Below are 17,850 nucleotides of genomic sequence, written 5' to 3'. Positions count from 1 at the left end.
CATGCAGTTTCGAATCGACGCGGGGCATCTGAAGATTTCCACGTTTCTCGATGAGGTCAATATTCCCTTTTCGGCCAATTACTACCGTGATGTCGAAGCCGGAAGGAAATACCTGAGTATCGATGCCGCCGTCGAACTGCATGACCACTTGGGCATCGACGCGGCCAGCAAAGTCAGTTTTGATTATTTCTGGCATTACTTCAGAGACCTGTTGCCGGCTGACGTCCACGAGATGTTGTTCGGCAAAGGTGTTGAGGTCACCGATCTTTCTTCGCGGCTGGAGCTGCGCGAACACGATTCCAAAATCCTGCGTCGGGCCTTGAGCCTGAGCCGGTACGAGCGTGAGTTCATCGTCACCGAAGAGGTGATAGCGGCGTTCGAGGCGCAATTCGAGCTGCTGCCGTTGATGACGTATCTCTACATGGTCGACAGCGCCTCGGTGGCGGAGATTCAGTTGGTGTGTCAGCAGATCGGCCTTGCCTACGATCAAAGCACCGAGGCGTTCCTGAACCTGGTCTCCAAAGAGCGGGCCACACCTGATGCCCCGTTTGTGCGGCATGCGCCAACGCTGAGGATGCCAAGATCGGTGGATGCCTTGAAGTTGAAGGATCAGTTCCTGCGCCATGAAGTTGATCGCTCACTGCTCAAACCGGAGAAGAGCGAGTACTTCGATGTTTCAGGTTCTTTCAAATACAGCTCGATGGTGACACTCAAAGACGCAGAAATAGAACAGATTCAGGACCGTCTTGTGGACCTGTTTTCGGTCATTGAAGTGCATAACAAATCAGGCCGTCAGTTGGAGGATTCAGGTGCCCAGCCTTACTTCTTCGGGTTGATCGTGTCTGGCCGTCCAGAGTACGACGGACGTGCGGCGCGAGCAGGCAAAAAAGCCGAGGAGTGAACCGGCCGAGGGCGGGTGTCGCCGCCCTCAATGATCTGCGACCACCCACCGTTCACAGGAGTGCGCGGACATGGCGCAGTGATCGGATCGATAAAAAGAAAACCGGCAGTAATCAGTCAGAACAGGGATGAGACGAATGAATGCGCTAGTCGTAGAGAAACTCCGTCAGTTGTTTGGCGAGCGTTTAAGGCTTGAACAAGGGATCCGGCAACAATTTTGCCAGGCACCTCCCGGTATTGAGCTGAGCCCACCCGATGCCGTGGTGACCGTGCGCAGCGAAGACGACATCGTCCAGGTCGTGAAGCTCTGTCGTGAGTACGGTGTTGCGGTGATCCCGTCGGGTGCGCGTTCATCCCTCGAAGGGCAAATCAATGCGCCACAGGGTGGCGTTTGTGTCGACTGCTCGGAAATGAACGCGATTGTCGAGGTGAACGTCACCGACATGACCGCCACGGTTCAACCGGGCGTCACCCGCGAACAACTCAACAGCCATTTGCGTGAGACCGGGCTGTTTTTTTCCGTCGACCCCGGCGCCAACGCATCCATGGGCGGGATGGCGGCAACGCGTGCCTCGGGGACCAACTCGGTGCGTTACGGGACAATGGCCGCCAATGTCAAAGCCGCTCGCTGGATCATGGCGGACGGCTCAGTGGCGCAAATCGGCTCCCGGGCGCCCAAATCGGCCATGGGCCTGGACCTGCTGGCCATTGCGGTGGGGTCCGAGGGCACCCTGGGCATCTTCAGTGAACTGCAGGTCCGGCTGCATCCGGTGCCCGAGGCCATTGTCGCCGGGGTCTGTTCGTTCGACTCGGTGGACAACGCGGTACAGACGGTGGCCAGCGCCTTGGGCCAAGGTCTCTCGATTGCCCGGATCGAGCTGCTGGATGTCACGGCTGTGCGCGCCTGCAATGCCTATTCCCCTGCACTGGGCCTGATGGAAACGCCGCATCTTTTTCTGGAGTTTCATGGCGACCGATCCACCGTTGCCAGCAGTGTTGAGCTGTTCAAGGACTGTGCGGGGGAATACGGCGGGCAGGTCAGGATTTCCGAACGTCTTGAAGAACGCACGACCTTGTGGAAAGCCCGACATGACGCCTGGTGGGCATTTCACGCGTTTTACAAGGGGCGCAAGGGGTTGGCCACCGATGTCTGTGTGCCGTTGTCTTGCCTGAGCGCCTGCATCAGCGCCACCGCAGCCGACATTGCCGCCTCCGGCCTCGACGCACCGCTTATCGGCCATGTCGGCGACGGTAACTTTCACCTGCTGATCATGCTCGATGAAGGTGAGGACGAAAGTGCGGAAATTCAGGCGTTCCTCAGTCGACTGTCGAGTCGCGCGTTGTCATTCGGCGGCACCGTCAGCGGCGAGCACGGGGTAGGTCAGGGAAAACTGAAGTGGATGTCGGCGCAACACGGCGCGGCGTTGCAGTTCATGGGGGCCATCAAATCGGCCCTGGACCCGGACAACCTCTTCAACCCCGGCAAGATGTATCAATCGTTACCTGTTGATGCTCGATAACCGTCGATTTTTCATTTTTAAGGATGGATGTGAACGATATGGATCATATTTTGATAGTGGGTATTAACAAGGTCTCCATCAAGTACGTGTGCGAGGCGATCCGCAGTGCGGGCTTCGAACCGATACTGTCCGTTGACCCTTCCGGTTTTCACGGCGCGGCGAAAAAGGTGTTCGAAGGGGTCACCTGCATTCCTGCCTTTAGCGACAAGGTCGCGCTGTCTGCTTACCTGAAGTCCAATCCTGCGCTGGTTGGCATGATTCACAGCATCACGACATTCTTTGACGAGTTGTTCCCGGTTGTATCCGCGATTGCTGAAGAGTTCGGCTTCAACGCGCCGCCGGAGGTGTTTGCCCGACTGTCATCCAAGGAGTTCGTCGGCAGCTTGATTCCGGAGCATGTGCCGGCCGAGACCTGTGTGTCGCTGGCCGAGGGCGACTTTGTCATTCCCTGGCTGAAACCCGGACAACCAAACGATGTGGTGCTCAAACCCTCGGTCGGCTCTGGCGCGGTGGCAACCACCCTGCTCTCGATCGCACCGGACGCGGACCCTGCCGCAGTGATCCGGTCGACCATTCTGGAAAGCGCAATTGATGAGCCGCAAGACATTGCCTGGATTGTCCAGGCGCATTGCGTGGGCGAGCTCGTCAGTCTGGAAGGTTATGCTCAGGACGGGCGGGTGGTTTTCCTCGGCCTGTCCAAGCGCGATCGAGTGGGATTCACGGAAGTCGCCAATCAGTTCCCGGCTGATGCGCGGATTGCCTTGCCCGTGCGTTCGAAAATCGAGACGGCGGTTCGCGACCTGATTGCCCGCTCAGCGTTTGATAACGGTTTCTTTCATTGCGAGTTCATTGCGAACGACGCCACGGCTTATCTGATCGACGCCAACATGGGACGTCTGGGGGGCGCGAGCATCGTTGAACAGATTGCGCTGGCTTATGATCTGGCGCCAGCGACGGTCCTGCAGCACGTGGCGCTGCTGCCACTGGGCTTGCTGGACGCTCCGCTTCAATACAAACCTGTCGAGTCCTGCCGCCAGACCTTGAGCTATTGGTATTGCCTGGATCACGAAGCCATCGTGCATGACTGGGAGTTGCCGCCAATGGACTCCATTCATACGCCAATCGCCAACGTCGGCAGCGTGATCCAGCCCATCGGCACCTCCGACTACGCCTGGATCGGCATGCTCACCGGCTATGCCGATGTCGTAGCGCGCGAGATTGGTCTGGTACGTGTCCTGACGGATCGCGGCCCTAGAAGCCCGGTATTCAAATGATTTACTTCGTCCGGTTTCTTTCGTCCGCCGCCTGGAGCTGTTTCTATCCGTTCATGGCCATCTGGCTCAATGCGGCTGTCGGCCTCAGTACCAGTGCGGCTGGGGTCGTTGTCGGGTTTGCGATTGTTTCAAACCGCATCGGAGCCCTGGCCTTTCAAGGCATTCTGGACAAGGTCGAGCGTCGCCGGGAAATCGCCCTGGCGTTGTTCTGTGTGGCGGTGGCGGCGCTATTGATGCTGGTCACGGCTTCGATGGGCATTACCAATGTGTTCATCTGGGTGGCGCTGGTCGTGGTGTTCGGGGTCTCCAATTCGATCGCCACGATTTCGCAGATTTCCTACATCGTTCAGTACTTTCGCGAGGGTGAGCACGAGCGCGTGCTCTCCTACGAAAATGTTGCCGCGAACGCAGGGGCCGGGGTTGCACCATTCGTGGCATCGTTGATTCTTGCCGGCACCGGATACTGGTTTGTGGCCCTGCCACTGTTGTTGGGCGTGCTTGCCACCGCGTCCACCCGATTGATTCCGCAAGTGGCGCGTGGCGCCGGGGGGGAGTTCGCCGATCGTCCCTCCACATTGGGCGAATCCGAGGCATCGCCCAAAGTGGTGGCGTTCATGGCCATCAACTTTCTGACCATGATCGGCTATGCGCAGTTTTATTACGTGTTCCCTACCTATGCCACCGAGCGCTTCTCCAGTGAACTGGTGGGCGTGCTGTTCCTGGTCGCCAGCGGGATCATCATCTTCAGTCAGGTTTACGTCACATCGTTCGCGCAGCGTGTGTCACGGCTGTGGCGAGTCATCGTTTCCAACCTGTTGATCGGCGCGGGCTGCCTGCTGTTGATCATTTCGTCGCAGGCGCAGGCGATTCTGTTTGTCGTGGTGGTGTTCATCGTGATCGGCGAGATGATCTGCGGCCCGCTGTACCAGGCGCAGGCCGTGAAGATCTGGCGCGGGCGCAGTTCCGTCGCGATGGCCGTGCAGACCTGTGTCTGGGGCGCTGCCGAGGCAACCGCCGCGGTGCTCGGTCTGCTGGCGGTGGCGAACGAACTGAGCTTCATGTCGTTCCTGTTGGGCTTTGCCGCGTGCGTGATCGCCGCCGTGGGAGCCTGGGTATCGATTGCGCTCAAACGCCCGCTTATCGGCATCGACATCGAGCACCGCTCCGTCCAGGTTTCCTGAAGGGGCAGGGCTTCAGACAGCGGTCTTGGCGGTCAACTGTTCGCGGCAGTAATCGGCAAACAGTTGCGCCGGCTTGGTCAGTTGCCCGCGCTTGAGCCAGGCCGCTACCAGGCCGGAGCCGGTGACGTCTTCGACGATCTCCACGCACACCACTTTCTTGCCGTCGTAGGTGCATTCCGAGTGGGGCCGGGTTACCAGAATCGAGAAACCAAAACCCTGACCGACCATGCCCCGGACCATCTCGATCGACGGCGAGCTGAACTCGATGCGCGGGGTCAGCCCCAGCTCTTCGAACAGGCTGACGAAGTAGGTCCGACTCGGCTGCACGTCCAGCAGAATCATCGGCTCCAGGCACAGGTCGCGCAGCGACACCTGCTTGTACTGGGCGAATCGGTGGTCGGCCGGCAGCAGCGCGTACGGCCGTTGCGCCGGCATCAGGGGGTCGGTCTGGATGGTGGCGTCGAGTTCGTGTTCATAGAGAATCACCAGATCGAACGTGCCCGAGGTCAGGCCCTGCACCAGTTCCTGTTGTTCGCCGTCGCGGATGCGGATTTTCACCCCGGGGTACAGCGCGCAAAACCCGGCGATCAATTGCGGCAAATACAGCGGGGCGACGGTTTCGAAGCAGCCGATGTCGATCTGCCCGGCGACGATGTCGTTGTCGGCCAAGGCGTTCTGCTCGAACTCCCGGGCCATGCGCAACAGCTCCTGCGCCTTGCGGAAAAACCGTGCGCCACTGGGCGTCAGGGACACGCCCTGAGCGTGATGGCGGATCAGCAGTTGCACGGCGAAGCTGTCTTCCAGGCCCTTGATCGCCGTAGAGATCGCCGGTTGCGCGATGTACAGCTTGCGTGAGGCTTCGGCAACGCTGCCGCATTCGACGGTGGTGATGAAGTATTTGAGCTGACGCAAATTGTAGGCGGCCACGGCAAACCTCAGGACGAGCGGACTCGACTTCCAAGCAATTTGTGCGCCGCCGCGTCCGCTGCGCGACGATGTTTTTATCCTTGAACCTTAGTCATTTGTGCAGGTTTCAGGGAAATCGATTGAGCAGTTTTTTCATTGCCTGCGAAGACATTTTTACTGGTTTTAGGCCGTCCGGACCTGAGCGACCATCGACTGCACAATAACGTCCAAGGAGCATCCGACGTGTTCGAGTTTGCAGAGTGGCAGCGCCAGGCCGTTGCCTTGAAGTTTCCCGATCAAGCCGTGATCAACGGTCAACACTGTGCGGCGCAATCGGGGCAGACCTTCGCCGCGATCAACCCCGCCACCGGCCAGTTACTGGCCAATGTCGCCGCGTGTGGTGCGGAGGATGTCGACGCGGCGGTGCGCAATGCGCGACAGGTGTTCGAGGCCGGCACCTGGGCGCAACGCCCGCCTGCCGAGCGCAAGCAGGTGCTGCTGCGTCTGGCCGATCTGCTGATGGAGCATCGCCAGGAGCTGGCGCTGCTCGACTCGCTGAACATGGGCAAACCGGTGATGGACGCCTACAACATTGACGTGCCGGGCGCTGCCGGGGTGTTTCGCTGGTACGCCGAAAGCATCGACAAACTCTACGACCAGATCGCCCCGGGTGCCGCCAATGTGCTGGCGACCATCACCCGCGAGGCGCTGGGCGTGGTGGCGGCGGTGGTGCCGTGGAATTTCCCGTTGGACATGGCCGCATGGAAACTTGCACCGGCGCTGGCGGCGGGTAATTCGGTGATCCTCAAACCGGCCGAGCAATCCCCGTTTTCGGCGTTGCGTCTGGCCGAGCTGGCGCTGCAGGCCGGCCTTCCGGCAGGTGTGCTCAACGTGTTGCCGGGGCTTGGCGAACAGACCGGCAAAGCCTTGGGCCTGCACCCGGATATCGATTGCCTGGTGTTCACCGGCTCGACGCAGGTCGGCAAATATTTCATGCAGTACTCGGCGCAATCCAACCTCAAACAGGTGTGGCTGGAGTGTGGTGGCAAGAGTGCCAATCTGGTGTTCGCTGACTGTCGCGATCTGGATCTGGCGGCGGAAAAAGCTGCGTTCGGGATCTTCTTCAATCAGGGCGAAGTGTGTTCGGCCAACTCGCGGTTGCTGGTAGAGCGTTCGATTCACGACGAGTTTGTCGAACGCCTGAAAGCCCAGGCGGAGCGCTGGCTGCCGGGTGATCCGCTCGACCCGCAAAGCCGCGCCGGGGCCATCGTCGATCACCGGCAGACGGCGAGCATCATGCGCGCCATCCGCAGCGCCGAGCAGGCGGGTGCGACCCGCGTGTGCGGCGGTCAGCAGCGGCGTTTCAATGGCTCGGACAACTTCATCGAACCGACGATTTTCACCGCTGTCAGCGCCGACATGCCGTTGTTTCGCGAAGAGGTGTTTGGACCGGTGTTGGCGGTGGTGCCGTTCGACAATGAGGACGAAGCGATCCGTCTGGCCAATGATAGTGTCTACGGACTGGCGGCGTCGCTGTGGACCGATGATCTGCATCGTGCGCACCGCGTGGCCCGACGACTGCGGGCGGGGACGGTGTCGGTCAATACCGTCGATGCACTGGACGTGACCGTGCCGTTCGGCGGCGGCAAGCAATCGGGCTTTGGCCGCGACCTGTCGCTGCACTCGTTCGACAAATACACCCAGCTGAAAACCACCTGGTTTCAGTTGCGCTGATACCGCGTGGACCCTATCGCGAGCAAGCTCACTCCTACATTGACCGCGTTCCCCTGTAGGAGTGAGCCTGCTCGCGATGGCTTACGTTCAATCAGCGAAAATTTCCGCTTTGCACCCACCCCGTGCATCCCCGCCAACCCCGCCCTTTAGCAGTGCGCACTACCCAGTTTTTTCATCATTTGCTGCCAACAATTTCCTGATTTTCCTCGGCCCGCACATGGGCCACCATCGATCTCGCCAGCCCGGTGTTTCACGCCAGAGTCCAGCAGAGACCGCAGCATGAATTCACATCATTGGTGCCGGCCGTACTGCCCATGACAAAACTAAATCAACAGCGTCGGGAGTGCTCCATGATCAAGTCCTTGTGTATTCGTCTCACCCATCCTCTGGCGATCACCGCCCTGGCGGCGACAGTCGCGACCAGCGCCCAGGCCGGCACCCTGTCCATCGGCCATACCACTTGGGTCGGCTACGGCACCCTCTATCTGGCTCAGGACCTGGGCTACTTCAAGGAAAACGGCCTGACCGTCGAATTGCCGGTGGTCGAAGAGGCTTCGATGTACATGGCCGCGCAGGCCTCCGGTCAACTGTCCGGCTCGGCGTCGACCATCGACGAGGTGCTCAAGTACCGTCCGCAGTTCTGCTTCAAGGCGGTCGCGGCGCTGGATGACAGCCATGGCGGCGACGGGGTGCTGGTCGGCAAGGACGTCAAATCCTTGCAGGAACTCAAAGGCCAGGCCGTGGCGGTCAACGAAGGCTCGACGTCGCAGTTCTGGCTCTCGTACCTGCTGAAAAAGAACGGCATGACAATGAGCGACATCACCGTGCAGAACATGACCGCCGATGATGCCGCCACCGCGTTCATCGCCGGGCGTGTGCCGGCTGCCGTGACCTGGGAACCGCACCTGTCGATGGTGCGTGACAAGCAGCAGGGCAAGGTGCTGATCGACAGCAGCAGTACGCCGGGCGTGATCGTTGATGTGGTGGCGCTCAACTGCAGCGTCATCGAGAAACAGCCGGAAGACGTCAAGGCGCTGGTCGCCGGTTTGTACAAAGCGGTCAAGTACACCCAGGAGCACCCGGACGAGGCCTACGCGATCATGGCCAAAGGCGTCGGCGGCTATCTCTCCGATCCGAAGGAACTGGCCGCTGCCGCCAAAGGCGTGCGCTTCTACGATCAGGCGATGAGCGAAAAACTTCTCGGCTCGCCGGGCAAGCCGGGTGACAGCGCCGCGCTGATCAAACTCGCCAACCAAACCGCCAGCGAACTGCAAGGCAAGCCCTACAACGTCAGCCATGACGATCTGGTCGACAACCGTTTCGTCAGCCCGCTCTAGGAGGTCTGCATGTTCAAGCGCAAATCATGGCTGAGCCGCTGCCTGACGCCCAAGACCGGGTTGCCGGTGCCCGTGGTGTGGAGCGCCAGCGGCCTGGCCTGGGTGTTGTTGGTCGGCCTGTGGGCCGGGTTGTCCTATGGCGGCATCGTGCCGGGGATGTTCTTGCCGACCCCCGGCGCGGTGCTCGAGGCCGCCGTGCGCCTGAGCCGCGACGGCACCCTCGGCACCCACGTCTGGGCCAGTGTCGAAGTGGTGATGGTCGGGTTCATTGTCTCGTCGTTGGTGGCGGTGCCGCTGGGTTTGCTGATGGGCAGCTTCCGCATCGTCCAGGCGTTCCTCGAACCGTTGGTCAACTTCATTCGCTACCTGCCGGTGACCTCGTTCGTGCCGCTGTTCATTTTGTGGATCGGCATCGGTCTGGAGCAGCGCGTGTCGGTGATCATCTTCGGCGTGTTCTTCCAGCAACTGGTGATGATCGCTGACGTGTCCAAGGGCATCTCCAAGGACCTGATCAATGCTTCTTACACGCTGGGCTCCAACCGCCGCGACGCGGTGCTGCATGTGATCGCTCCGGCCTCTGTGCCCGGTGTGCTCGACACCTTGCGCGTGACCATGGGCTGGGCCTGGACGTATCTGGTGGTGGCCGAGCTGGTCGCGGCCTCCAGTGGCCTCGGTTACCTGAGCCTCAAAGCCATGCGCGGCTTTCAGGTCGACGTGATTTTCCTCGCCATCGCGATCATCGGCCTGCTGGGTCTGGTCACCGATCAACTGTTCCGTTTTCTCCGCTTGAGGGTTGCCGCATGGGCTCAGTAACCGCCGCCAATCATCGTTTCATCGAACCGCAGGCCGCCGCCAGACAAGCCGCGCCGCGCCTGCAAGTGGACAAGGTCAGCCTGCGTTACAAGAAACCCGACGGTGGCACGTTTACTGCGCTGGAAGAGGTGTCGTTTGAGGTGCCGGATCAGCAGTTTGCTGTGCTGGTCGGGCCGTCGGGCTGCGGTAAGTCGAGTCTGTTGTACCTGACCGCTGGCCTCGCCGAACCGACCTCCGGCGAGATCTACGTCGGTGGTCAGCAAGTGCAAGGCCCGGGCGCTGACCGCGGGATGGTGTTCCAGAGTTACACGCTGTTTCCGTGGCTGACAGTGCGGCAGAACGTCGAGTTCGGTCTCAAGCGACGCGGCATGCCGGCGGCCCGGCGCAAGGAAATCGTCGACTACTACGTCAACGAAGTGGGCCTCGGCGGATTCGCCGACAGCTACGCCAAGCAGCTCTCGGGCGGGATGATGCAGCGCGTGGCGATTGCCCGGGCGCTGGCCAACGATCCACAGATCCTGCTGATGGATGAACCGTTTGGTGCGCTCGACAGCCAGACCCGTTTGCAGATGCAGCAGTTGTTGCTGCGGGTCTGGGGCAACAGCAAGAAGACGGTGCTGTTCGTGACCCACGATATCGACGAAGCGATTCTGCTCGGCGACCGGGTCTATGTGATGGGCGCCAAACCGGGGCGGATCAAACAGATTCTCGACGTGCCGATCGAACGCCCGCGCTCACTGGACATGGTCATGGAGCGCTCGTTCATCGACATGAAACGGGAGATCTTCGGGTTGCTGCATGATGATCTGGAGGAAGTGCACTGACCTGTAAGTCTGCACAAAACCCTGTGGGTCTTGTATTTGTGGGCTACGGAGTGGCCGGCAGCAGGAAGCGCGCAATCACTGGCAAGTGATCGGAAATGCGCAACGTATCGTCCTGCCGCACCATCGCTTGGACCCGTTTGATTTTCGGGCTGTAGAACAGGTAGTCGACGGTGCGATCCGGGCCATTCAGGCCGGGGTCGTTGGGGTAGTGGGTCAACCAGTGAGCGCGGTCGATGCCGCTGGCTTCGTTGTTGGTCGGGATCATCGGGTACTTGTCCCACAATAGATGCAGCGCGCTGTCGATCGAGTAGGGCGTGCGCTGTTCGATCGGCAGACGCTGATACTGGCCCAGCGGCAACAGGTTGAAGTCGCCGCCGATCAGCCACGGCAGGCCCTGGCTCTCGTACTTGTCGAGCACCTTGGCCACCGCCGTCACTTGCGCCTGCAAGGTGTCGTCGGGTTGGCGGGCGCGATCCAGATGCGTGTTGAACACCGTCAGTTGCCCGCCGTCGCTCAGCGGTAGCTTAGTGGCGAGCAGGGCATCCCTGGGTTCGAACTGGCGGCTGATGATGTTCGCCGGGGGCACCGGCAATTGCAGGCGTTCAGCGTGTTCGATGCGATAGCGGCTGAGGGTCGCCAATTGGCGGCCAACGCTGCCGAAGATGTGTGGATCAGGGACGAAATCGGCCTTCCAGTCGAAGGCATAAGCACTGCACGGGTAGAGGTCGGTGACCCGTTCCTGCAGCAGCTTGAGCTGATTCTGGTAATCACTGGCCTTGGCGCCGTCATCCAGTTCCTGCAGCAGCACGACGTCGGGCTGCTCGTCGCGAATCACCCGCGCCACTTCGTCGAGGCTGAAGGCCATGTCTTCCGGGGTTGGCGCCTCATCAGGGCCCTGGGCCTGGTCGTTCCAGAACACGTAACGCTTGCCCGCCAGGTACTGCACGTTCCAGGTCATGACTTTCAGGGCTTGCCCGGGCACCAGGGTCGGTGGCGTACCGGTGCAGGTGACCGGCAGGGTTTCGCGGGCGGCGGGGCGCCAGGTCAGGCTGTAGATCAGCCCGCCGATCAGGGCGATGGCGAGCACGATCAGCAACAGGGTGTAGCGCAGCAGACGGGGCATGGCTCGGCTTATCGCGTTACAAAAGTGACCCCGAGCATACCCGACCGTAGACGCTTGGCCCAAGGGCCGTGAAGTCAGACCGCTCCGTTACGTTTGTCAGGCAATTCGCTGATCAGCATGAACAGGCGGAACAGCACCACGCTGGTGAACAGCTGCAGGAAGCTGTGCCCACTGTCGATCAGTACCGCGATCAGCGGATTCTGCGGGTCGGGGTACACCGCCAGGGTCGCGCCCTTGAGCAGCCACAGCGGCCCCATCACGCACAGAATGCACAGCAGGATGCGCCAGAAATGCCCACGGGTCAGGCGCAGGCTTTCCTTCATCGCCTGCAACGGCCCCATGCCGCGCAGCACCAGCAGGTATTCGGCGAACGCCAGCATCACCATCAACATCAGGCCGGGCAGGAAATACAGCGACAGCCCGAGCAGAATCAACAGGGTATTGAGCGCCGTGAGCAGGGCGAAGCGCGGCCACAGCCGGGCAGACATCGCCAGCAGGTCGAGGTTGCGCGGGGCTTCGCCACGGGTGCGGGCGTCGAGGAACAGGATCAGCGCGGCGGTGTACAGCGGGTACACCAGCAGGCCGACCACCACGCTGGCTGCGGAGAAGCTGTCCGGGTCGGTGACATGATCCACCACTTGCTGCAGCGCCGCTTCGAAGATCACCAGTGGCAGGCACAACTGCACGATGCTGGCCAGGTGGCGTTTGAAAAAATACAGAGAGTCGCGCAGTACATCGAAGGCATTCATCAGTCGGTATCGCAGGTCGAAAACAGTGGCTCACTTTAACCGATGATGCGCGGGCCGACACAAACGTAAACATTCGGTAAAGGTCGTTGAAACATCCTGTCACTGCCTCCATTACGGAGGTGCACCCTGTCCGCAGTGGACACGGGCAACGTTATCCCCGGCAATCTACGAGGTCGCCATGAACAGCGAAGAGCAAACCCTGATCGATGGACTGTTTTCCCGGCTGCAACAGGCCGAAACGGAGGCAGCCCCGCGCGACGCCCAGGCTGAGGCGCGGATCAAGGAACACCTGACCCGCCAGCCGGCGGCAGGTTATTTCATGACCCAGGCGATTCTGGTGCAAGAGGCGGCCATCAAGCGCCTCGACGAGCAGAACAAGCAACTGACCCAGCAAGTCCAGCAGTTGCAGGCCGAACTGCAAGCGGCCAAGGCTCAGAGCGCGGCCCCGGCGCCAAGCGGTGGCGGCGGGTTCCTGTCCAGCATCTTTGGCGGCAGTTCGCGTCCGGCGCCGACACAAAGCGCTCCGGCCTCCACCGGCGGCTGGCGTGAACCGGCACCGCAGCAGAACTACGCTGCACCGCCGCCACAACAGAACTATGCCGCGCCACCGCCCAACTACGCACAACAAGCTGCCCCGGCAGCGGGCAGCAGCTTCCTCGGCGGCGCCCTGAAAACCGCCGCCGGCGTGGCCGGTGGTGTGATGCTGGCACAAGGCATCAGCAGCCTGTTCCATCACAACCAGCAGCCTGAAGAAATCGTTGAAGTGATCAAGGAAGAGCCGGCGCAAGTGGCTGACCAGAGCAACAACGACTGGGGCAACGATCAGCGCATGGCTGGCAATGACAGCTTCGGCAATGATCAGAGCGGGTTCACCGATACTGACTACAGCGACGACAACTCGTCGTTCTTCGATGACGACGATTCCTTCGTCTGACTAACGGTCAGACACCCGCCAATAGCAAAAACCTGTGGTGAGGGGGCTTGCCCCCGCTGGGTGCGCAGTGACCCCATCCTTAAAAGAAGGGCCTGCTGCGCAGTCCAACCGGGCGGGTGGCGTTCCGACAAGCTCCCTCGCCACAGTGCCTTTTACTGGCATACTGAGCGCCTTTTTCGGGCCCGGCGCCTGATCCCGCTTCGTGCGCTATGCGCTCACAGGAATCCCGGTGAAAAAAATCGCAGTGTTCGCCGACGTGCAGAACCTCTACTACACCGTGCGTCAGGCCTATGGTTGTCACTTCAACTACGCCGCATTGTGGGCAGACATCAGCAAGGACGGGCAGATCGTCGAGGCCTACGCCTATGCGATCGACCGTGGTGACAGCAAACAGCAGCAGTTCCAGCAGATCCTGCGCAACCTCGGCTTCACCGTGAAGCTCAAGCCCTACATCCAGCGCAGCGACGGCTCGGCCAAAGGCGACTGGGACGTGGGCATCACCCTCGACATCATGGACGCCGCCGACCACGTCGACGAAATCGTCCTGGCCTCCGGTGACGGCGACTTCGACATGCTGCTCGAACGCATCATCAGCAAGCACGGCGTACAGGCAGTGGCCTACGGCGTACCCGGCCTGACCGCCAACTCGCTGATCCGCGCCGCCAGCCGTTATGTGCCGATCGAAGGCGCACTGTTGTTGAAGAATTGAACTGTTACTGAAGAATTGATTTGTACGGAGTTGAACCCGGTTTGGAACGCATTGCAGTCATCGACTTTGAAACCACCGGCCTGTCGCCGAACAGCAGCTGTCGCGCCACGGAAATCGCCGTGGTCATGCTGGAAAACGGGCGCATCGTCGAGCGTTACCAGAGCCTGATGAACGCCGGCGTCCGCGTCCCGGCCTTTATCGAACAACTGACCGGCATCAGCAACGCCATGCTGCGCACCGCGCCATCGGCGGAGCGGGTGATGGAAGAGGTCAACGAATTCGTCGGCTGCACGCCGCTGGTCGCACACAACGCATCGTTCGACCAGAAATTCTGGGACTTCGAACTGGGGCGGATCAAGCGCACGCGATTGCAGAATTTTGCCTGCTCGCTGTTGCTGGCGCGGCGCCTGATGCCGGCGGCGCCGAATCACAAGCTCGGCACCCTGACCACGTTTGCACGCCTGCCGCACACCGGCCAGGCGCACAGGGCGATGGCGGACGCCGAGATGGCGGCCAACCTGATGGCGCATCTGGCGGATGAATTGCGCAGCAAGCATGGCGTGCGCGAGCTATCGCACGACCTGCTGTGCAAACTACAGAAAGTCCCCGCCGCCAAAGTCAGCGAACATCTGCAGCGCTACCGCTGATTCCGAACCTTCCCGGATCTCTGTAGGAGCTGCCGAAGGCCGCGATCTTTTGATCTTGCTTCTAAAAGTCAAAGTCAAAAGATCGCAGCCTTCGGCAGCTCCTACAGAGGCGTTTCGGTGGGGCTGACTATTTGCCGTTGCCTTCGATATGGCCGAGCGGCACGCGTTTCTCGATCGCGCTCGACAACACGATCGAGGTCTTGCTGAAGCCAAACTTCGCCACGCGATTGATCAACTCCTCCAGCTCCGGCATCGAGCCCACCGCGCCCTTCATCATCACGCACGGATCGCCCGTCACCCGAAAGCATTCGGTGAGTTGCGGGATTTTCACCAGTTCGTCGTAGACCTTCTGACTGCCGTTCTGGTGCAAGCGCAACTCGATCATGCACTGGATCGGCAGGCCGATTTTCGACAGATCGATATTCGCCTGATACCCGGTGATCACCCCGGATGCCTCAAGCTTGGCGACGCGCTCGGCCACCGCCGGGGCGGAGAGATTCACTTTGCGCGCCAGGTCGGCGTAGGACGCCCTGCCGTTTTCCAACAGGGCGCTGAGCAGCATGCGGTCGTATTTATCCAAGGCCAGACTCCTGAAATTGCCAGACTTTCGAAATCACGGTTTATCCCGCCGATCTCCGTTCTTTCAAAAGTGTACCGGCGCGATAAACAGGTTTTGTAGCTTATTTTTGCTCGCCGGCCTTTCTAGAATAATCCATCCGCTACCTCTGACCTTCGAGCTGCCCATGCCTGCCTTGCGCCGTTTTTCCTTGCCGTTGATCGCCGCGTTTTTCGCGCTGTACGTGATTTGGGGGTCGACCTATCTGGTGATCCGCCTCGGCGTCGAATACTGGCCGCCGCTGATGCTCGGCGGGGTGCGCTTCGTGATTGCGGGCAGCCTGATGTACGCCTTCCTGCGCTGGCGCGGGGCACCGGCGCCGACCTGGGCGCAGTGGAAAGCGGCGGGGATCATCGGGATCCTGCTGCTCAGTTTCGGTAACGGCGCGGTGAGCGTGGCCGAGCACACGGGCGTGGCGTCCGGCGTGGCGGCACTGGCAGTGGCGACGGTGCCGTTGTTTACCTTGCTCTTCGGCTATTTCTGGGGCGCGCGTAACACTCGTCTGGAATGGGCCGGGGTGGCGTTGGGGATTGTCGGTATCGCCATGCTCAACATGGGCTCCAACCTGCAGTCGAGCCCCTTGGGCGCGGCGCTGCTGATTTTCGCGGCGGCGACCTGGGCGTTCGGCTCGGTGTGGAGCAAACACCTGCCGCTGCCGCAAGGGGCGATGGCCAGTGCCGTGGAGATGCTGGTGGGCGGCGTGGTCCTGCTGATCGGCAGCGCGGTGAGCGGCGAACACCTGCAAGCCTTGCCGCCGGTGGAAGGCTGGCTAGCCCTGGGCTATCTGATCTTCTTCGGCTCGATCATCGCCTTTAACTCCTACATGTACCTGCTTAAGCATGTGCGCCCGGCGGCGGCCACCAGCTATGCCTACGTCAACCCGGCGGTGGCGGTGTTGCTGGGGATCGTGTTTGTCGGCGAGACCATCGGCATGGAGGAAGCGCTGGCGATGCTGGTGATCATCAGCGCGGTGGTGCTGATCGGTCTGCCGCAGTGGCGGCGGCCGGCGCAGCCGCTCGTCGTGGAGGCGCCGAAGACTGCCGTTCCAGCAGAACAGCGTGTGAATTAGGGTAAACTGCGCGCCATTGCACACTCGTGTCGCACAACTGCGCTGAATTTTCCTACGGTATTCCCATGACTTTCGCCACCCTTGGCCTGATCGAACCCTTGCTGCGCTCCCTCGAGACGCTCGGCTACCAGACTCCAACGCCGGTCCAGGCGCAAGCCATTCCGGCCGTTCTGGCCGGTCGCGACCTGATGGCTGCGGCCCAGACCGGCACCGGCAAGACCGCCGGTTTCGCCTTGCCGCTGCTGCAGTTGCTGGCCATGGAAGGGCCGAAAGTGGCCGCTAATTCGGCTCGTGCACTGATTCTGGTGCCGACCCGCGAGCTGGCGGAGCAGGTTCATGAGTCGGTGCGCCAATACGCTGAAAATCTGCCATTACGCACTTATGCGGTGTACGGCGGCGTCAGCATCAACCCGCAGATGATGAAGCTGCGCGGCGGCGTTGACGTGCTTGTCGCCACGCCTGGTCGTCTGATCGACCTGTTCCGCCAGAACGCGTTGAAACTCGATCAGTTGCAAACCCTGGTGCTGGACGAAGCCGACCGCATGCTCGACCTGGGTTTCTCCGAAGAACTGGCGAACATTTACCGCATGCTGCCGAAGAAGCGCCAGACGTTGCTGTTCTCCGCGACCTTCTCCGATGACATCCGTCTGCTGGCCGGGCAGATGCTCAACGATCCGCTGAGCATTGAAGTCAGCCCGCGCAACGTGGCGGCCAACACCGTCAAGCAGTGGGTGGTGACGGTGGACAAGAAGCGCAAGCCGGAACTGTTCGTGCACCTGATGCGCAAGAACAAGTGGAAGCAGGTGCTGGTGTTCGCCAAGACCCGTAACGGCGTCGACGCGCTGGTGGAAAAACTCCAGGGCCTCGGTGTCAACGCCGACGGCATCCATGGCGACAAACCGCAGGCGACCCGTCAGCGTGCACTGGATCGTTTCAAACTCAGTGAAGTGCAGATTCTGGTGGCCACCGACGTGGCGGCTCGTGGTCTGGATATCGAAGACCTGCCGCTGGTGGTCAACTTCGACCTGCCGATCGTCGCCGAGGACTACATCCACCGCATCGGTCGTACCGGCCGTGCGGGCTCGACCGGCGAGGCGATTTCGCTGGTGTGTGCCGACGAAGTGAATCTGCTGTCGGCGATCGAGATGCTCACGCGTCAGACCTTGAAGCGCCAGAACGAACCGGACTTCGAACCTGAACACCGCGTGCCGGATACCGATGCCAGCGGTCAGGTGATCAAGAAGCCGAAGAAACCGAAAAAGCCAAAGACCTCCGGCGGCGGTGGCGGCAAGCGCAATCTCGGCAAGTGGGTCGACAGTGGCGATACCCAGGCGCCGGAGCCTTCGATCAAGCCTGTGCGTAAGGTGCCGGTGTTCAATACTGGGCCGCGTAAGCGTAAGCCTTGATTTGATGCGGCGTCGCTAAGGACACCTTCGCTCGCACATTGGGAACGCGTTCCCCCCTGTAGGAGCTGCGGCACGCTGCGATCTCTTGATCTTGTTTTTACCGATCAA

17 protein-coding genes are annotated in these 17,850 nt (G+C 61.0%); 13 read left to right on the top strand and 4 right to left on the bottom strand.

The window, feature by feature from the left end; translation table 11 throughout:
• The first annotated feature begins 1 nt into the window (after nucleotide 1).
• The 4 genes from KKQ10_RS21160 (at nucleotide 2) to KKQ10_RS21145 (ending at nucleotide 4,875) form a co-directional block, all read left to right on the top strand.
• Complete coding sequence (locus KKQ10_RS21160; protein ID WP_252191699.1) at nucleotides 2–901, top strand: hypothetical protein; 900 nt, start codon at nucleotides 2–4, stop codon at nucleotides 899–901.
• A gap of 136 nt (nucleotides 902–1,037) precedes the next feature.
• Nucleotides 1,038–2,420 (top strand): FAD-binding oxidoreductase, encoded by a 1,383-nt coding sequence (locus KKQ10_RS21155; protein WP_215502196.1) that lies wholly within the window; start codon nucleotides 1,038–1,040, stop codon nucleotides 2,418–2,420.
• A gap of 38 nt (nucleotides 2,421–2,458) precedes the next feature.
• Nucleotides 2,459–3,694, top strand: a complete 1,236-nt coding sequence (locus KKQ10_RS21150) for an ATP-grasp domain-containing protein (protein WP_215502266.1) — start codon at nucleotides 2,459–2,461, stop codon at nucleotides 3,692–3,694.
• Nucleotides 3,691–4,875: an MFS transporter gene (locus tag KKQ10_RS21145; protein ID WP_215502195.1), complete on the top strand. Its 1,185-nt coding sequence runs from the start codon at nucleotides 3,691–3,693 to the stop codon at nucleotides 4,873–4,875. The genes KKQ10_RS21150 and KKQ10_RS21145 overlap by 4 nt, the downstream gene beginning before the upstream one ends.
• 12 nt (nucleotides 4,876–4,887) lie before the next feature.
• On the opposite strand, the gene KKQ10_RS21140 is transcribed toward KKQ10_RS21145, so the two are convergent.
• Entirely contained in the window at nucleotides 4,888–5,802 is a 915-nt protein-coding gene (locus KKQ10_RS21140; RefSeq protein WP_215502194.1) for a LysR family transcriptional regulator, read from the bottom strand.
• 222 nt (nucleotides 5,803–6,024) lie between these two features.
• Between KKQ10_RS21140 and KKQ10_RS21135 the strand changes: the two genes are divergently transcribed.
• The 4 genes from KKQ10_RS21135 to KKQ10_RS21120 all read left to right on the top strand — a co-directional run bounded on the left by KKQ10_RS21135 (nucleotide 6,025) and on the right by KKQ10_RS21120 (nucleotide 10,489).
• Nucleotides 6,025–7,515 (top strand): aldehyde dehydrogenase, encoded by a 1,491-nt coding sequence (locus KKQ10_RS21135; RefSeq protein WP_215502193.1) that lies wholly within the window; start codon nucleotides 6,025–6,027, stop codon nucleotides 7,513–7,515.
• A gap of 350 nt (nucleotides 7,516–7,865) precedes the next feature.
• On the top strand, nucleotides 7,866–8,852 hold the full coding sequence (locus tag KKQ10_RS21130) for an ABC transporter substrate-binding protein (RefSeq protein WP_127652424.1): 987 nt from the start codon (nucleotides 7,866–7,868) through the stop codon (nucleotides 8,850–8,852).
• A gap of 9 nt (nucleotides 8,853–8,861) precedes the next feature.
• A complete protein-coding gene (locus tag KKQ10_RS21125) occupies nucleotides 8,862–9,665 on the top strand; it encodes an ABC transporter permease (protein WP_047602568.1) in 804 nt (267 codons plus the stop codon).
• Nucleotides 9,653–10,489, top strand: a complete 837-nt coding sequence (locus tag KKQ10_RS21120) for an ABC transporter ATP-binding protein (protein ID WP_215502192.1) — start codon at nucleotides 9,653–9,655, stop codon at nucleotides 10,487–10,489. The genes KKQ10_RS21125 and KKQ10_RS21120 overlap by 13 nt, the downstream gene beginning before the upstream one ends.
• Nucleotides 10,490–10,532: 43 nt before the next feature.
• On the opposite strand, the gene KKQ10_RS21115 is transcribed toward KKQ10_RS21120, so the two are convergent.
• Both KKQ10_RS21115 and KKQ10_RS21110 read right to left on the bottom strand, forming a co-directional pair.
• A complete protein-coding gene (locus KKQ10_RS21115) occupies nucleotides 10,533–11,612 on the bottom strand; it encodes an endonuclease/exonuclease/phosphatase family protein (protein ID WP_215502191.1) in 1,080 nt (359 codons plus the stop codon).
• 74 nt (nucleotides 11,613–11,686) lie between these two features.
• Complete coding sequence (locus KKQ10_RS21110) at nucleotides 11,687–12,361, bottom strand: YciC family protein (RefSeq protein ID WP_215502190.1); 675 nt, start codon at nucleotides 12,359–12,361, stop codon at nucleotides 11,687–11,689.
• A 178-nt stretch (nucleotides 12,362–12,539) separates the two neighbouring features.
• Here KKQ10_RS21110 and KKQ10_RS21105 point away from each other — a divergent pair, with 178 nt between their 5' ends.
• The 3 genes from KKQ10_RS21105 (at nucleotide 12,540) to KKQ10_RS21095 (ending at nucleotide 14,651) form a co-directional block, all read left to right on the top strand.
• On the top strand, nucleotides 12,540–13,295 hold the full coding sequence (locus KKQ10_RS21105) for a DUF2076 domain-containing protein (protein ID WP_215502189.1): 756 nt from the start codon (nucleotides 12,540–12,542) through the stop codon (nucleotides 13,293–13,295).
• 229 nt (nucleotides 13,296–13,524) lie between these two features.
• The gene (locus KKQ10_RS21100) at nucleotides 13,525–14,004 is read left to right on the top strand and encodes a LabA-like NYN domain-containing protein (RefSeq protein WP_007949802.1); all 480 of its coding nucleotides are present in this window, start codon (nucleotides 13,525–13,527) and stop codon (nucleotides 14,002–14,004) included.
• 41 nt (nucleotides 14,005–14,045) lie between these two features.
• Nucleotides 14,046–14,651 carry a 3'-5' exonuclease gene (locus KKQ10_RS21095; protein WP_127652428.1) on the top strand — a complete coding sequence of 202 codons (606 nt, stop codon included), beginning with the start codon at nucleotides 14,046–14,048 and terminating at the stop codon, nucleotides 14,649–14,651.
• A gap of 127 nt (nucleotides 14,652–14,778) precedes the next feature.
• Here KKQ10_RS21095 and KKQ10_RS21090 read toward each other — a convergent pair whose 3' ends face one another.
• Nucleotides 14,779–15,231 carry an Lrp/AsnC family transcriptional regulator gene (locus tag KKQ10_RS21090; RefSeq protein ID WP_127652429.1) on the bottom strand — a complete coding sequence of 151 codons (453 nt, stop codon included), beginning with the start codon at nucleotides 15,229–15,231 and terminating at the stop codon, nucleotides 14,779–14,781.
• Nucleotides 15,232–15,394: 163 nt separating this feature from the next.
• On the opposite strand from KKQ10_RS21090, the gene yedA reads away from it, so the two are divergent.
• Both yedA and rhlE1 read left to right on the top strand, forming a co-directional pair.
• The gene (yedA, locus tag KKQ10_RS21085) at nucleotides 15,395–16,336 is read left to right on the top strand and encodes a drug/metabolite exporter YedA (protein ID WP_215502188.1); all 942 of its coding nucleotides are present in this window, start codon (nucleotides 15,395–15,397) and stop codon (nucleotides 16,334–16,336) included.
• Nucleotides 16,337–16,401: 65 nt separating this feature from the next.
• The gene (gene rhlE1 / locus KKQ10_RS21080) at nucleotides 16,402–17,742 is read left to right on the top strand and encodes an RNA helicase RhlE1 (protein ID WP_215502187.1); all 1,341 of its coding nucleotides are present in this window, start codon (nucleotides 16,402–16,404) and stop codon (nucleotides 17,740–17,742) included.
• The last annotated feature ends 108 nt before the right edge of the window (nucleotides 17,743–17,850 follow it).

The sequence above is a fragment of the Pseudomonas sp. MG-9 genome, assembly GCF_018729515.1.
In the GTDB taxonomy this organism is placed as follows: Bacteria; Pseudomonadota; Gammaproteobacteria; order Pseudomonadales; family Pseudomonadaceae; genus Aquipseudomonas; species Aquipseudomonas serboccidentalis.
This window is presented reverse-complemented; position numbering and strand designations above follow the sequence as displayed.

Coding starts and splice junctions, on each gene's coding strand:
- KKQ10_RS21160 (WP_252191699.1), top strand. CDS start 2: ATGCAGTTTCGAATCGACGCGGGGCATCTGAAGATTTCCACGTTTCTC.
- KKQ10_RS21155 (WP_215502196.1), top strand. CDS start 1,038: ATGAATGCGCTAGTCGTAGAGAAACTCCGTCAGTTGTTTGGCGAGCGT.
- KKQ10_RS21150 (WP_215502266.1), top strand. CDS start 2,459: ATGGATCATATTTTGATAGTGGGTATTAACAAGGTCTCCATCAAGTAC.
- KKQ10_RS21145 (WP_215502195.1), top strand. CDS start 3,691: ATGATTTACTTCGTCCGGTTTCTTTCGTCCGCCGCCTGGAGCTGTTTC.
- KKQ10_RS21130 (WP_127652424.1), top strand. CDS start 7,866: ATGATCAAGTCCTTGTGTATTCGTCTCACCCATCCTCTGGCGATCACC.
- KKQ10_RS21125 (WP_047602568.1), top strand. CDS start 8,862: ATGTTCAAGCGCAAATCATGGCTGAGCCGCTGCCTGACGCCCAAGACC.
- KKQ10_RS21120 (WP_215502192.1), top strand. CDS start 9,653: ATGGGCTCAGTAACCGCCGCCAATCATCGTTTCATCGAACCGCAGGCC.
- KKQ10_RS21115 (WP_215502191.1), bottom strand. CDS start 11,612: ATGCCCCGTCTGCTGCGCTACACCCTGTTGCTGATCGTGCTCGCCATC.
- KKQ10_RS21110 (WP_215502190.1), bottom strand. CDS start 12,361: ATGAATGCCTTCGATGTACTGCGCGACTCTCTGTATTTTTTCAAACGC.
- KKQ10_RS21105 (WP_215502189.1), top strand. CDS start 12,540: ATGAACAGCGAAGAGCAAACCCTGATCGATGGACTGTTTTCCCGGCTG.
- yedA (WP_215502188.1), top strand. CDS start 15,395: ATGCCTGCCTTGCGCCGTTTTTCCTTGCCGTTGATCGCCGCGTTTTTC.
- rhlE1 (WP_215502187.1), top strand. CDS start 16,402: ATGACTTTCGCCACCCTTGGCCTGATCGAACCCTTGCTGCGCTCCCTC.